Below are 14,670 nucleotides of genomic sequence, written 5' to 3'. Positions count from 1 at the left end.
TGAGTTCAGAATATTGCGCCCGTAGTGAGTCACCCTCTCTCAGTTTAGCGGCTAAATTTTTGCGCACTAGGGGGCGTATCCGACCCCGCCCCCATACGTATGGCTGGTTCCATCGAGGCCTTTTCCAGAAGGGGCGCGAGAATGTTTTGACTAGCTGATCTGAATGAGAATCCAGATCACGCCAAGCCAGAACAGAAGGGCCAGGGTCGAAGTGGCGAGGCGCATTGGGGCAGCTATCCCAGACGGTCCAACATGCGCTTAACGGACTTGGCATCCTTGCCGAACTCGGCCCCGATCTTGTGATAACTGAGACCTACCGCGCGGCGTTCGCTCATCTGCCGGAGAATGGTTTGCTCTTCCAAGTTCTCGACCAGCTTGCCGTCGACAATGTCATAGCCGAACTGGCGCTTGCCGCCGTTGTAGTCGCCCTGTGCCGCCTTGTGGCGCTTCACTTCCCGGATGCGCTCCCGCAACCGGTCACGTTCCGCTTCTGCCACGGCAGAAAGGATCGTGAAGACCAGCTTGGAGATACCGTTGCCCGTCACGTCGCCGCCAAGGTCCATCATGACCAGCCCGACGCTATCGGCCTTCAAGACCTCCAGCGTAGCAAGCGCATCGGAAGCGGAGCGAAACATGCGGTCCAGCTTGGGCGTGACAATGACATCGTGCTTACTCACGACCGCAAGGAGCTTCTGGCCTTCCGGGCGATCTGCGAGCGGTATGGAGCCGCTCACACCACGCTCGATAAAGATATCGTCATCGGCGATCGTCCAGCCCTGAGTCATGGCGTATCCCTTGATCCGCATGACCTGTGTATCGAGGCTCTCGCCCTCGTTCGCTTGAAGGGCCGTCGAGACCCGGCAATACCCCAAAACACGCATTACTCAATACCTCGTCTGTGGCGTTGCTAAAACAATGCCACAGAAAGGTCAATGCCACAAGCAGAATCGTGTGATCGCGGCGATGTCTTTGAAGGATTGATAGCAGATTAACAGTCTGTATTTATTCGATTTTTTAATAGTTGAGCATGGCATTGGGATTGCCACGGCCCGCACTTGTTAGCTTTGACCCTTAGGGTTAACGACATATGTGGCATTCGAGCCACATCTGATATATCAGATACATTCTGCGCCGTACCGACCGGTACGGCGGATCGGTTCGGTCTCGCTGTCTCCAGATTGCGCTCGAAACTTTGAAGGGAAATTATCTTCAAAGCCGCGATTTTGAGAGCTACGCTTTCACCGGCCCCGTAGTGCCCCACTGGACCCAAGGCGCAGTCTTACCGGTTACTTCCTTCACCGCTTGCAGCAGCGCTTGATTCAGCGCCACAAATGCCCGGTGATGATCGCAGCTAGGCGATATCAGCGGCTGGTGAGGAACGTGCGATGCATTATCTTCATAGATGATCCACGGACATCTTCAGATAGGACCTGAGGATGGCTTCAGCGACGTTCTTTCTGATGCCGCCGTACTTGCCCATCCCTGGGTCTTTGCCGGCTAGTTCCTTGGCCACCACCTTGATTCGACGAATGATCTCCGTATTGCCGCCGTTTTCGTCAAGGATGCGATCGACCTCCGAAAGAGCATTGATGACGTCCTCAATTTCTTCGCGGTGAGCGCGACCGTCTTCCATAGTTGTCGCCGCCCGTGGCATCAAAACCTTCTTTTCAGCCATTGGATGTCGTTTTCCTCCTCGGTTGGCAACGCCGGGCCGACGCCATGCGGAAAGGCCTCACTGAACTTGCGCGCCAGCAATTCCGGCTTCAGGCCGTGGTCCTTGGCGACCTCCGCGATTAGCGCATCGTCGGGCTGAGCACCGCGACGTACTTCATCGGCGATTTCGCGGATGGCCTCTCCGAGTTGCTTCAGGTCAACCGGCATGGTTCTGCTCCCGAAAGCGGTGTCTCTAATCTTATACGACCAACTGGGCCTTTTCCGAAACGAGAAGTTGTGGCTTGTTCTTGGGATAGATACAAGGAGGCTTTCTTGGAAACCCATATCGATCGGCGGGTCATTCTTTGTCAGGAGTCCGAGTTCAAGAGCCTCTACGAGTGGTCACTTCAAGAGTTAAACGCGGATGGCAAACAGGTCGGCCGCGATCAAATACCTTGGATTTGGACTCTCTCTTTCACGGCAAGCGAGCTAACTCTGCGTGACACAATAGCCATCAAGCCCAGCTATCCAGATGATCCCGAAGAGAGTCAGATGACCGCGAAGCAGGTCATCTTTGCAAAGCTGCATCCTATTGGGCGAGGCGGCATCGATTGGACCACCTCCTACTCGATGTTCGGAACTGATCGGACGATCGCAAACTTTCAACTCCAAATAATTCCGCTCACGGATGAAGATGAGCAGGAGCGATGCATAGCTTGGGGGGTCGTGAGCTACACGGCGGAGACTGATTTCCACGAAGAAACCACCGGCGACTCCATGGGCTTCTACCTGATCGTGCGTCCTGAGACATTTACACGATACGCGGAGAAGATTGCCGCCTCTGCTGTGGACGAAGTTGTGCTCCACGTGGGTCGAGTTGCAGGTTTCTATTCTGAATGGTCGCCGTCGATCTCCGCTGATCAGATCAAGGTGCTGACCGACGACAAAGAGCACAAGATCGAGATACCGGACAATTGCGAGATCGATCCTCCTCGTCTCGGAGAGGTGCTTCAAGCCGAACTTCACATCACCAAACTTGGGAAGGCGAGACTGAAGACCTCGGAAGATACAGAGGATCGGATTGACAGCAAGAGAAACCCTGCGGAACTGACTGGCGGTGCCGGTCAGACGAAGACCTTCGGGGAGGCGGAGGACGAGGATCGGATTGATGGCGAGGAGCAGATCGACGTCGCTAGTCAGGTTCAGCCTAATCAGCGACCGCCTGTCGACGCCGAAGTAGCCAGTCTCTTGTCCTCTATCCGGATTGCCGCATGGATCATTGCCGGCCTCTTGCTGTTGATCCTAGTCAATTGGAGGCTATAGCTGGACCGGTCGCTTTCCACCCCTTAGACCTAGCGGCGGGTGGGCGCGGCAGGTGGCATGGTCTTGCGTCATTCCGGCCGATCGGCTAGAATAACCCTATGATTGAGCTAGTAACAGACACGTTGGTGTTTCTGACGGCCTTATTTGCCTTGGTACAATCGGGGTTCTTTGCGCTCCGCTTTTCAAAAAATACCTGAAAAATCACATCTGTTTTTTTCCATACAAGCGAAAACACCTTCGCCAGATTGTAAATCTTGAAGGACATTGGCACAAAGGACTGGAAAGACCTTTGCGAGACTTCTGGCGCGAGCCAAACGAGTGGCCGACAGTCAAATCTCAGAGCCAGAGTTTATCCGGTCGGTGATCGCGGGGCAACTGGTGCCCGCGATCTGAACTCAGCCTCTCAAGCATAAAGCCGCGTCACCATGGTGCTGGCGGTCGAGGTGGATGGCCTGCGTAGCTTGCGCAGTTACCGCAGGCATTCGGGCGTTGTGGTCGACGAAAGAACTCCAGCCCCGTAGGGGGTTCAAGGTTGAGTTCAGACGAGTCCGCACTTTGTCCGCACTTTGTCCGCACTTGGATTTCCAGACGGAAACGCAAAGATCCTCATTACCTGAATAATTACAAATACTTATAGAGATATCTGATTTTGCTTGTCCGCACTGTCCGCACTGTCCGCACTTTTTCAGAAATAACCCTTCGCGCGGTCCAAAACGCATCCTCCCCTTTCGAAACGGGGACCATCAACGTTACCAACCATGCAGGGCCTATACCCTATTTCAGGAAAAGTGCGGACAGTGCGGACAGTGCGGACAGATTTCGCAAGCCGTTGATTCTACGTCATATTTGAGTCCGCACTTTTAGGCCAAAGTGCGGACTCAAGTGCGGACAAGTGCGTCAGTCGGCGAAATGTTTCTCGACGTAAGCAGCGAGGGCCAGCATGTTGACGCGCCAGTGAGAGAATGAGCGACGATCTGGCAACCGACTCCACGACGGTCGCTTCTTCTCGCCTTCAAGCTCCAGAAGCCCGGCCCGGTTCATCGCGTTGCGAAGGCCGGTATCCGTCATGCCTGTCACCTCGCACAGCTTGGCGAGCTTACCGGGCTTGGTCGAGATGCAAAGGAGGTCATGCTGTTCGTGCTTGATCGACCGATACGCCGCAAGCTCTCCGCCGCGCCAATGGTCTACCTCCTCCAGGTCCGTGATGTCGGTCCCGTGCCGCGTCTGAGCGTTGTTCAGAAGGGTTCGCATGGCTGACACGAAGTCATCGGTGCCGGTGCCCTCGGCACGGCGCTCCCAAGCCCAGCGCACGACCCGCGCAAGGTCACAGGCGGGGATAAGGCCAAGCTCCTGCATGACGACTCCTGAATACCAAACCAGCGCCAGAATCTTGGCGGAGCGCAACTGTATAGGATCGGCCCCGACGCCAGCGATCTCAGAAGCCAAGCGGTTCACCTCACCCCGGACGCGGGATACGCCAAGCTCCTGCAACCGGAGCACGATCGGCCTCCACGCATGGCCGTAGTTCTCAGCCATCATGTCGAGAGCGCCGGGGACGTGTTCCTTGACGACAACGCCGTCCGGCCGGTGAACCTCGATATCGTCGCCGAACAGGTCAACGTATTCGCTGCCCTCCAGCTTCTTCACGCCGGTGATGTCGATATCCAAGACGCGGACGTTGAAGCCGCCCGGCTGCTTCTTCCCGGCGTTGGAGAGAACCTGGGCCAACGGGATTTCGTTGGTCATGACGACCAAACCGCTGAATTCCTTCTCCGGCCGCGCATCACCCACGACCGTGGACCGCCCCTTCCCAACGCGTGACGCGATCTTCCAGATGATCGACTGGAGCATGTCCGGCGTCGTCGTCTTCCCTTCGTCAAAGATCATGGTGATGCCAGAACGCGCGGCAAGCACGGCCTCAATGGAATTGTCGGTCTTGTTCAGCGTGTGGAAGTTGCCACGCTTGTTCGGCGCTGCGCAGACCGTTGCTGCGGCCTTGGCTGACTTGGACTTTCCGTGCGAGGTCTTGCCGCTGAAATTGACGATCGGCATTTCGTCAAGGTCGAGGTAGTCGGCGACGATGCCAGCGCCGCCCATCATGACGCCAAGGGCGAACTGTTCCCGATCGACCCCACCATTCTTGTAGAGGAAGCCTGCGCCCTCCTTCCAACCGTCAAGGTCACCCCGGCTCCAGTCCCCGCGCACCGCACCGCCACGGAGTCGAAGCTTGGTCGGTCTGAGCCGGGCAACCTTCAGATCGTCCGTGTCGTCCTCATCGACCGGCGCGCCGTCCGGCGCGGACGTAACCTCGCCGCTCGGATGAAGGAAAGCGCCGCCGTGCCAGCCCGTCCGCTCCACCAGCATCGTGTCAACGGGGAAGTCGAGAAGCTTGAACAGGTCGATCACGCCATTCTCGAAAATCATCGGGAACAGGTTCGATGACAGGCGCTTCAACAATTCCTGCCGATCATAAATTAGGTCTTTTGCGAAGGTGAGTTCGCGCGGACCGTTGTGCCGCGTCTCGTATGCGATGGTGATGGTGGCGCTACCGCCGAAGGCATCCACGGCCGTGCTCTCAACCCTGAAGACCGGACAGCACGGCAACCAGACCGGTTCGCTGTCATCGGCCCCGTCCTTCTTGGACTTGTATTCGATCCAGAACCAAAGCCGTCCCTCGTGCTCATCAATCTTGAACCGGCTGTCATCGGACACGAACACAGTGCCATCGTCGGCGAGGCTGACAGCGAAGCCGGAGCCGCCATCACGCGCAGCGCCAGACCTCTTGTGACCGCCGCGCTTCCGAAATTCCTTCAGAGCCTTGGCGAAGTCGTCAGGATGCATGCAGCTATAAGCCGGGTCCGTCAGAGCTTCGATTGGGAACCATTCCAATTCGATCGCTCTCTTGATCCGGTCCAGCGGATCATGGTCCGCACAAGACTCATGGCTGCAATAGAAAGCGAACCTCTCGGCGTCCAGTCCTCCATCCTCGATATAGGCACCGGGATCGTCTTCCGTACTCTCGCTCCCGTGGCCATCGCTTTCGCCATGTGGACACACACACGCGAACTTGGTCGGGCTGCGCTCCTTGCGACGATGCTCCGGGCAGTGTTCGGCAAAGACTTTCGACGGCTCGAAATAAGTGCCGAAGATCGCAGCCCACTTCCGAAGGTTGAAGTCGCCGATCAAGTAACGGCCGGCATCGTCTCGCCCACCCATACCATCGGCAGCGATGTCATAGGGGTCGGTGGAAATCTTTTTGTAGTCGCGTGCCGAGACCGGCTTGATTTTCGTCCAGTCCAGCGCCTTGCCGGCTGAAACGATAATCCGAGCATTGGTTGCGCCTTTGGCCTTCGACGCTAGGTAGAACAGGCGCGCGGGATCACGGGCGGCGCGATCGACGCTGATGCCGAGTTCCCGGCCCATGCCAAGGATTATGTCACCCCACGCAGTGATCGCGTCTTTCTGCGAGCCGGGTTGTTTGGAGATGTCGTAAGGCTCCTCCAGCACAAAGAGCAGGCGGAATTTATCGATCGACCGCGTCCGGACATTTATCGCGACGCCTGCCGTCGTATCGTGCCTTGTGTCCACGTATTCTGCCGAAGCGATCACATCCGGGACATACTTCCCTTCGTCGGTCATGAAGAGCCGAAGGAGCCGGTTGGCTTGATCTGCGGAAACGGAGTCCGGATCGGTTGGATGGCCGTTCTTCGTTGCCCACTTGTAAAACACGTCCTTCTTATAGGGGACGTACGTCGTCTCGTGACTGTGCGTGGTGTAGGCGACGAAGAACAGCCCCATGGACTGGAGCTTGCGCATCGTGTCTTGCATCGACGCGCCTGAGTCTACGTCGAGCCCCATCATGTAGAGCTTGGTCACGGCTTGGTTCAGCCGGCGACCATCGACGAGGATGCCCGGCACAAAGCAGTTGCCGTCTTTCTTGCCGACACGAACCTTCGACAGGTTTTTGACCAACAGGTCGACGAAACTCAGTTCCTGCGAGACTTTGAAAAACTTCTCTTCGCGCCCTTTGGCCGTCGAAACGAAGAGCTTCTTTTTCAAGATATCATCCGAAATCACGCCGTAGACCTCGGCGTCACCGATCGTTTCAGTAGGGCTGTCGTCGAGCGATCCGACAGTACGGCCGGTGATTACGGTGTCGTTCTCTGGACTCAACCCTGCATCTTCGACACCAGCCGGCGCATCCAACAGAAACGCCGCCTCAATCTCCTCGATCGTAGAGACATGAAAGCCGCCGTCCAGCGCAGCCAAATCATCCTCATGAAGCCTGTACTCGCCATAGGCCAGCGGCATGTCGTCAGCCACGTAGGCGTCATCGTCATCCTCATCGTCGAGGTCGTCGAGGAGCGTAGCCAGTCGATCGTCCGGCTTCATAAGATAGACAAGATGGATGCCGTCATCCGGGCCATTGACGACGTAGGAAGGGTCCAGCCGATCGGCTGCGGCCTTGGCGCGGGCTCTGTCCTTAAACGCCAGACGGATGCCCGTGATGGCGGAAAACACATGCCGGTCACCGGCCAAGTTGCGAGCCTCATGGATCGCGGCTGCAATATCGGCGATGGGCTTGGTGACGACGCCCGCCCGTTTGCTTTCGTTGAAGTGGAACAGCGTCACCGTCGAGGCGTTCGGCAGCATCGCGAGCAATTGCCGCGCTGTACGGGCAGGCTCAAAGGGGAGGATGGACGCCGAAGGTTGTTCGATGTTGGGAGTGGTTTCGGCAGGAGTTTGATTGTTTGACATTACCTGTCTCCCAGATGCTTGGAAACGAAGCTCTCCATCTGCTCCATCGAATAGATGGTGAACTCTCCTTCCTGCTCCAGCGCTTGCTGGTCAGACGACTCCAACTGAAAAATTGCTGTGGGAAGCGGGAAGCTGAGCGAGATAACGCCGTCTTCGCAACTGTCGCGCCAACGTGCAAAAATCGCATAGCCGCGATCATTCGGCGGAAACTTTGCAAGGTGAAGGTTGTCATGATCAAGGTCAGCAAGCCAATTGTTGATCTCCCACGTTTGATCATGCGGTTCGAAAAGGTAGATGAGGTGGTATACTTCCGGCCCGTCGACCACAAACGACGGGACCAACAAGGTTTCCAATTCGTCCAATTCGGACACTGCACGAGCACCGGAAAGGCGGATGCAGATGCCGCCGACCTTGTTAGGTGTCGCAGCCTTATTGCTGATCAGTGATGCGCGATTGTCCGGCGAGACATGGAACCCCCCGAGGTGCTGGCGAAGAAATTGGCACACCGGGTTGCTGATGGAAGATTCGGCCGAAGGGTTGGACTCAGACATAGTACTACTCCGAAAACGCACGCGAACGATCGCGCGCGGTGCTTGCGCACTGCGTTGGAAAACCGCATGTTTTCGGAGGTGTGAAAATATACTCAGTCGAAAACACCGGCGTCAGTCGAATCAAACGCCCGGCGTCAGGTGAAAACCGGCGCGACGATCTGCGGAGCAGTCACGTCGCGCCGTTGACTGAGTATTTTCACGAATTACGTATAACACGCTTTCATGGTGCTGTCGCGAAAGAGTTAGAAACGTCCATGACAAAATTGTAATCTTCTCTATACAGCGCATTCTGCGGGACATATTGTTGTATGTTTCTGCTCTCATTCTGAGAGGTGGTGAATCCTCTAGGTCCGGCCGATTGCTATTCGGCCCGACAGCGAGGCGCGCTTTGCGTTCGGTGCGGAGGCCGGGAATTTAGCGATCCGATAAACGTTGTCTTGAATATACTCTGCGAATATGTCCTCCGACCGTGAATTGAAGGGGGCGGCAGGTGGCAAAGGACGACAGACAAACTTTCGGCGCGAGAGGAAGTTGTGTCGATCACCCCCGTTCATATAGGCAAACTCAGAAGCAGCCCGATATAAAGACGCCATGAACATTCGTGGTGATTCGCTAGATGATCTGCTGAGGTCGGTGTACCGCCGAATAGTGCGCGATGGCATGAACATCAGCCCTCGCAAGGGAGACGCACGCGAAATCATCGGCGCAAAATTGACCCTAACAAATCCACGCGCAAGATTCAGCAGGGCCGAGTCCCGATCTATACTATTTAGTTGCTTGGGAGAATTCACGTGGATTCTCTCTGGGTCAGAATCTTTGTCACAGATAGCCTATTATATTTCGCGGTACCGCGAGCTTTCCAACGACGGCCTTATATTGCGTGGAGCCTACGGACCTCGAATCTTCGGGGGCGGTGCGAACTCGCAATTTAACCAGATTGCCCGTGCCCTTTCTCGAAACACTGACTCGCGGCAGAACGTTATTCAAATTTTCGACCCCGAGGACTTGGCCGACGACAACTTGGACGTGCCTTGCACCTGTACCATGCAGTTCTTCAAACGACAGAACCGACTGCACATGATGGTTAGCATGCGCTCGAATGATGCATTCATTGGAATGCCTCATGACATCTTCTGCTTCACGATGTTGCAGGAAATTATGACTCGCAGAATAGGATGCGAACTGGGCGAATATCACCATGTCGCTGGCAGTTTGCACCTTTATGATGCAGATCGAGGTAAGGCCCAGCAATACTTGGGTGAGTCGGTTCAGTCGCGTTTGGCCATGCCCGCGATGCCTATCGGTGACCCTACCGAAGCTGTCGCACGGCTCGTGGAGTTAGAGCGGTTGTACCGGACAGGCGCGGTTGAAGACTTTACCGTAGATGGTCTTGAGCCCTATTGGGCCGACCTAGCTCGGCTCCTCATGGCAAAGCGACTTTTTGTGGAGCACAGGCGCGGCGCAATGCGTCAAATCCGAAGTGAAATGCATTCGCCGGTCTACGACGCCTACATCCGTGGAGAACACGACCGGCTGGCAGCTAGAGAAGCCCGCCGCGCAGCGCAAATGCAACTGCCAAACCTTGAGCTAGTAGTGGGCGCAGACGATGAAGCCAAGTGAACGGGCGCGAGGAGCCCGGCTCCACGACGGTTTGATGAACTTCCATCAATCTGTCATGCCGCTGCCGGGCATCATTCCGGCCAACCGATTGGACGTTTTGGTCGATCAGTTGATCGATAGCTTGCGCCGCATTGAGTATATTTATCACATCCGCGATCACGATCATGATGAGCGGCGCAAGGACCCGAACTCCGACCTTTTTGATCCGCTAAAGGCAGCGGCCTTGCACGGACGACAAGGAGATCATGACGAAGCCTTCTGGCTAGTCTTTCTTGCTACACATTTCGGCAAGCATGCCATCGATGGCTGGCAACTGTGCCGCGATGTTTACGGCAGGCTGGGGCAAGCACCGTTCTGGACATGGGATCAGTTGATTGCGGACGCACCGGCTTTCGGACAATGGCTTCGTGAGAACGTTGCACGCTTGCGCACGGATGGTGTGAGCCGTCGTTTCAGCAATCATCGCAAATACGAAAGCATAGTTGCCCCGCGCGGTGCCGGGACGCCTGAGGTGGTTCAGTCTTTCGCGGAATGGGTCCTAGAAGCGGGGGACAACAGGAGGTTGATCGTCGCTGCACACCAAGCCGTGGGACAACATCCTGGGGAAACCTTCGACTACCTGTACACCGCCATGAACCGCGTTCGACGCTTCGGCCGCTTAGCCAAGTTCGACTATCTGACGATGTTGGGCAAACTGCATCTTGCCCCGATTGAACCACCATCGGCCTATCTAAGCGAGGCCACAGGTCCGCTTAGAGGAGCACGTCTGCTATTCGACAATGACGCCAATTCCGCAACCACCGCTGCGGTACTCGAAGACCGTGCGCAGCTATTGAACCAACATCTCAACGTGGGCATGCAAGCGCTGGAAGACTCAATGTGTAACTGGCAAAAGAGCCCAACGATCTATCGCTACTTCAAAGGCTAGACAGTTTCCGGCATGGCATGCCAGCTCAATCGTCTTTTTAAGAAATTGAGTTGGTTGAATCTGAGATGCCCCTTGTGCTGCATCTGACCCACTAGAATTCCGGGTGATGTGCCGATCGACACAGCTTGTCGGACGACGCTCCTAAAATCCTTGATGCCCGGCGAGAGCCTTTCCCATGTTTCCGATGGCACCAAAAGATTCGCCGAGAACTCATTGGCCTCATCTTCTTCTGTTTGTGTGACATCGCTTCCATCTTCAAGGAAAAATGCTCTGTCGGAATGCAAGAGGAGGTGCCCAGCTTCGTGGAAGAACGTGAACCAAAACTGATCGTCGGTCTTGTAGCGCAAGCTCAAAGCGATCATTGCAGTTCCGCTGGACAACAAGCGTGTTGCGCCGCTGGCTGGACAACCCTGGGGCGTGGGTGCGACCACCAATGCGACGCCGCAGGCGGCGCAAAGCTCCCGCAGCTTTGGCATGAAAACCTTTGGGTCCTTCAATAGTGTAAGTGCTCGTAGGTTGGGCAACGCCTTCCTAAAGGCCACGGCATCGAAGTTGTTTGCCGAAATATGTTGGGCCTTTGTCTCAACAAACCGAAGCCAAGTAACGATCGACATGGGATCAGAAACGTAGGATTTTGAGAGCCTGTACGCGGCAGCGCGCGCAAGCGGCCGATAGGTCGCTTCCCAATCGACTAGAGACCCAACGTCGAAGAACCTTAGGCATTCGGCCAAGAGATTTTCCGGTCCCCGTGCACTCGATATCCATCCAAATTTCTTCATGTCGGAAATTGGCAGCCTTCCCAACCACTCCGCAGGAGAGGACGTCGGCGCGTTAGACCTAGCCCTTTCCCGCGCTGTGCGAAACTGCACCTCGCGTTCCAGCCAAAAGGCCTTTGACGCACCCAAGATATCAGCCAGCGACTCGGCTATGTCGTTATCAATAGGCACGTCCCCAGTTAGCAACTGAGATGTGAATTCGCTGGACTCGCCTAGCAGATCGGCGAGGCTTTCGAGAGTCATGGAACGTGCAGCCATTAAGTTGCCAATCGTGGCTCCTGGCGGAGAACACCATCGAGGCTGGAAGTTAGCTAGGTCAGGCATCGTCGCCCTCTATTTTTTCTACCCGCACCCTACTCACCATAGACCAGTCAACCTTGCCCAAGGCCGACATAGGGGGATTCAGGTGGCTGCATCTCAAAATCATCGAATGATCGAAACCAATGCTAATAGAAACGGTCTCAGCCAGACCTGCTTCCGATACGACAGGAGTGCCAGCCACGACATCTGCGATGCATTCCGCTGCCAAGAGGTCGGCCATGCGATTGAAAAGATCGCGGGCCACGTCTACGCCATACCGCGCGGTAGCGGCCTCCGGTTCTTCGCATAGTGTGCGAAGCGATCTGTTTTTGAAGGACACTTCCATCCCACTGCCGAGTTCTGCTTTCGTCGGCCCTCAAAGGCTTTAACTCAATGCGAGAATCACACCGGAACGCCCTCCGAACTGATACTGCTGTTCCGGCGAAAGTAAATCATTGGCACTTTGGCAATGCCCGTCTTCGCTGGTACGTAAGCGGGTACGGTGGCTGGAACGTAGTCTCGCCTAAGGTATTGATTTTCCTACACGATAAGCGCCAAACGCAATTCGACATGTACTATTCGGTCTGAGCGATCGTCTCAGAGGCAAAGAAAACCCCGGCGGAGACGCCGGGGTTTTTGTTTGGGGCACGCCGAAGTCGATCATGGCTGACCTCTTCACTCCGAACCTTTCCGATCGGCCCCACGATGCACACAAGTCGTCCGCGCCATGCGCGCCCGGCCGGAGGCCATCTACAAAAGCTTCACCACGGGCTGGGAAGGCTGGTTCGCTTTGCCCGGAGGGCTGATCGCAAAACCGGTTCCGCAGGGACAATTGTTCTTCGTGGTTGAGCATGAGGGCAAGCGCCATCCCCACTACGGGCGCTTCCTGACGCTTGAACCGAACCGAAAGGTGGAACTGACATGGCTTACCGGAAAGAGCGGAACCCAAGGTGCCGAAACCGTCCTGTCAGTCGACATCGAACCGCACGGCGACGGATGCACTGTCACTCTGAGACATCGCGGGTTTTATGATCAGGACCGCGCTGACGGCCACGGAAAGTCATGGGAACAGATCCTCGCCAATCTTGATGCACGATTGACCGCATGAAGAGCGAGCGTTTCAGAAGCAAAGAAAAACCCCGGCGAAAACACCGGGTTTTTTTTGGGGCGGCGTAGACACTGAGGTCTACGCCGCAGCGAATATTCAGGCAGCAGCCGAAACCTCGCCGCTGGCTGGAACCGAGGCGATCGTCTTCAGGATCTGCGAAGCGATCTGGTAGGGGTCGCCCTGCGAGTTGGGGCGACGGTCTTCCAGATAGCCCTTGTAGCCGTTGTTGATGAACGAGTGCGGCACGCGGATCGAAGCGCCGCGGTCGGCGATGCCGTAGCTGAACTTGTTCCACGGCGCGGTCTCGTGCTTGCCGGTCAAACGCTTGTCGTTGTCCGGGCCGTAGACGGCGATGTGATCCATCAGGTTCTTGTCGAAGGCCGCCATCAGCGCTTCGAAATAGGCCTTGCCGCCGACTTCGCGCATATAGGCGGTCGAGAAGTTGGCATGCATGCCCGAACCGTTCCAGTCGGTGTCGCCGAGCGGCTTGCAGTGATATTCGATGTCGATGCCGTACTTCTCGGTCAGGCGCTGCATCAAATAGCGCGCCATCCACATCTGGTCGGCAGCCTTCTTGGAGCCCTTGCCGAAGATCTGGAATTCCCACTGGCCCTTGGCCACTTCGGCGTTGATGCCTTCGTGGTTGATGCCGGCGGCGAGGCACTGGTCGAGATGCTCCTCGACGATCTGGCGCGCGACCGAGCCGACATTCGAATAGCCAACGCCGGTGTAATAAGGGCCCTGCGGCGCCGGATAGCCGCTCTCCGGGAAGCCGAGCGGACGACCGTCCTTGTAGAAGAAATATTCCTGCTCGAAGCCGAACCAGGCGCCCTCGTCGTCGAGGATGGTGGCGCGCTTGTTGGAGCTATGCGGCGTCACGCCATCGGGCATCATGACTTCGCACATCACCAGCACGCCATTGGTGCGGGCCGGATCCGGGAACACGGCGACCGGCTTCAGCACGCAGTCGGAGCTGTGGCCTTCGGCCTGCTGCGTCGAGGAACCGTCGAAGCCCCACAGCGGCAGCTGCTCGAGCGTCGGGAACTCGGCATAGTCCTTGATCTGAGTCTTGCCGCGCAGATTGGGGACCGGGGTGTATCCATCGAGCCAGATATACTCGAGCTTGTATTTGGTCATTCTAGAGCCTCTCGTTGCTTGACCACCGCACACGGTGTCGACGCATGGCCGGATCGAGCCGGCCTGCCGGACCGTTAAAATGCAAATCGTGTGCCATTCGCGTTGCCGCGGGTGCGGCAAAATGGTCGGGCCATCGCGTTGAATTTACAGAGCCGCCTCAGCAATGCGTCCAGATCGATCAAAAGCATATCGTGCATAAATATTGGGCAAATACTGATCTTTTCGTAGGCATATTGCTTAAATGAATCGCAGAACCTATCTTGGGGAAAAGGTGAATCGGCAAGTTCCTAAAGGAAGAAGGGGGCCGGCAATGGAAATCGTCTCTGCACGCCCATCGGCAAAAATCCTGATGTTCCCAATGGCAGCGCGCATGCCTGCCTCAAATTTAGGCGCAAAGGCCAAGTTCGCGGCAGAGCTTGCCTCGCTGCGCAACACGCATGCCGATTTTGACGGCTGGTACCATGAGGCTGCGATCGAGGAAGAGAACCAGCAGCGCAAGAGCTGATCTTTTCCTGC

At 56.3% G+C, this 14,670-nt stretch carries 13 protein-coding genes; 5 read left to right on the top strand and 8 right to left on the bottom strand.

What is annotated here, in order from left to right; all coding sequences use genetic code 11:
* Positions 1–233: 233 nt before the first annotated feature.
* From ACFX5Q_RS25770 to ACFX5Q_RS25760, 3 genes are all read right to left on the bottom strand, one after another.
* Positions 234–881, bottom strand: coding sequence for a recombinase family protein (locus ACFX5Q_RS25770; protein WP_404282595.1), 648 nt, complete (start codon positions 879–881; stop codon positions 234–236).
* A 515-nt stretch (positions 882–1,396) separates the two neighbouring features.
* A complete protein-coding gene (locus tag ACFX5Q_RS25765) occupies positions 1,397–1,675 on the bottom strand; it encodes a hypothetical protein (protein ID WP_404282594.1) in 279 nt (92 codons plus the stop codon).
* Positions 1,654–1,881: a hypothetical protein gene (locus ACFX5Q_RS25760; protein WP_404282592.1), complete on the bottom strand. Its 228-nt coding sequence runs from the start codon at positions 1,879–1,881 to the stop codon at positions 1,654–1,656. Before ACFX5Q_RS25760 ends, ACFX5Q_RS25765 begins: the two co-directional genes overlap by 22 nt.
* Positions 1,882–1,986: 105 nt before the next feature.
* On the opposite strand from ACFX5Q_RS25760, the gene ACFX5Q_RS25755 reads away from it, so the two are divergent.
* Positions 1,987–2,976, top strand: coding sequence for a hypothetical protein (locus ACFX5Q_RS25755; RefSeq protein WP_404282590.1), 990 nt, complete (start codon positions 1,987–1,989; stop codon positions 2,974–2,976).
* An 897-nt stretch (positions 2,977–3,873) separates the two neighbouring features.
* Here the strand turns inward: ACFX5Q_RS25755 and ACFX5Q_RS25750 are convergent.
* The gene (locus ACFX5Q_RS25750) at positions 3,874–7,734 is read right to left on the bottom strand and encodes a DUF927 domain-containing protein (RefSeq protein WP_404282588.1); all 3,861 of its coding nucleotides are present in this window, start codon (positions 7,732–7,734) and stop codon (positions 3,874–3,876) included.
* Positions 7,734–8,285, bottom strand: a complete 552-nt coding sequence (locus ACFX5Q_RS25745; protein ID WP_404282586.1) for a hypothetical protein — start codon at positions 8,283–8,285, stop codon at positions 7,734–7,736. Before ACFX5Q_RS25745 ends, ACFX5Q_RS25750 begins: the two co-directional genes overlap by 1 nt.
* A gap of 591 nt (positions 8,286–8,876) precedes the next feature.
* Here ACFX5Q_RS25745 and ACFX5Q_RS25740 point away from each other — a divergent pair.
* Both ACFX5Q_RS25740 and ACFX5Q_RS25735 read left to right on the top strand, forming a co-directional pair.
* Positions 8,877–9,905, top strand: a complete 1,029-nt coding sequence (locus ACFX5Q_RS25740; protein ID WP_404282584.1) for a thymidylate synthase — start codon at positions 8,877–8,879, stop codon at positions 9,903–9,905.
* 34 nt (positions 9,906–9,939) lie between these two features.
* Positions 9,940–10,833 (top strand): hypothetical protein, encoded by an 894-nt coding sequence (locus tag ACFX5Q_RS25735; protein WP_404282582.1) that lies wholly within the window; start codon positions 9,940–9,942, stop codon positions 10,831–10,833.
* On the opposite strand, the gene ACFX5Q_RS25730 is transcribed toward ACFX5Q_RS25735, so the two are convergent.
* Both ACFX5Q_RS25730 and ACFX5Q_RS25725 read right to left on the bottom strand, forming a co-directional pair.
* Positions 10,830–11,867, bottom strand: coding sequence for an ImmA/IrrE family metallo-endopeptidase (locus ACFX5Q_RS25730; RefSeq protein WP_404282581.1), 1,038 nt, complete (start codon positions 11,865–11,867; stop codon positions 10,830–10,832). The genes ACFX5Q_RS25735 and ACFX5Q_RS25730 overlap by 4 nt on opposite strands.
* A 58-nt stretch (positions 11,868–11,925) precedes the next feature.
* Positions 11,926–12,174: a hypothetical protein gene (locus ACFX5Q_RS25725; RefSeq protein WP_404282579.1), complete on the bottom strand. Its 249-nt coding sequence runs from the start codon at positions 12,172–12,174 to the stop codon at positions 11,926–11,928.
* A gap of 462 nt (positions 12,175–12,636) precedes the next feature.
* Here ACFX5Q_RS25725 and ACFX5Q_RS25720 point away from each other — a divergent pair, with 462 nt between their 5' ends.
* Entirely contained in the window at positions 12,637–13,017 is a 381-nt protein-coding gene (locus ACFX5Q_RS25720; RefSeq protein WP_404282577.1) for an SRPBCC domain-containing protein, read from the top strand.
* 96 nt (positions 13,018–13,113) lie between these two features.
* On the opposite strand, the gene ACFX5Q_RS25715 is transcribed toward ACFX5Q_RS25720, so the two are convergent.
* The gene (locus ACFX5Q_RS25715; protein ID WP_006205432.1) at positions 13,114–14,154 is read right to left on the bottom strand and encodes a glutamine synthetase beta-grasp domain-containing protein; all 1,041 of its coding nucleotides are present in this window, start codon (positions 14,152–14,154) and stop codon (positions 13,114–13,116) included.
* A gap of 241 nt (positions 14,155–14,395) precedes the next feature.
* Here ACFX5Q_RS25715 and ACFX5Q_RS25710 point away from each other — a divergent pair, with 241 nt between their 5' ends.
* Entirely contained in the window at positions 14,396–14,659 is a 264-nt protein-coding gene (locus tag ACFX5Q_RS25710; RefSeq protein WP_404282575.1) for a DUF2735 domain-containing protein, read from the top strand.
* Positions 14,660–14,670: the final 11 nt, after the last annotated feature.

The sequence above is a fragment of the Mesorhizobium sp. IMUNJ 23033 genome, assembly GCF_044778005.1.
GTDB classification, from domain to species: domain Bacteria; phylum Pseudomonadota; class Alphaproteobacteria; order Rhizobiales; family Rhizobiaceae; genus Mesorhizobium; species Mesorhizobium amorphae_A.
Note: the sequence above shows the minus strand (reverse complement) of the source record. Positions and strands in the feature narration are given on the sequence as shown.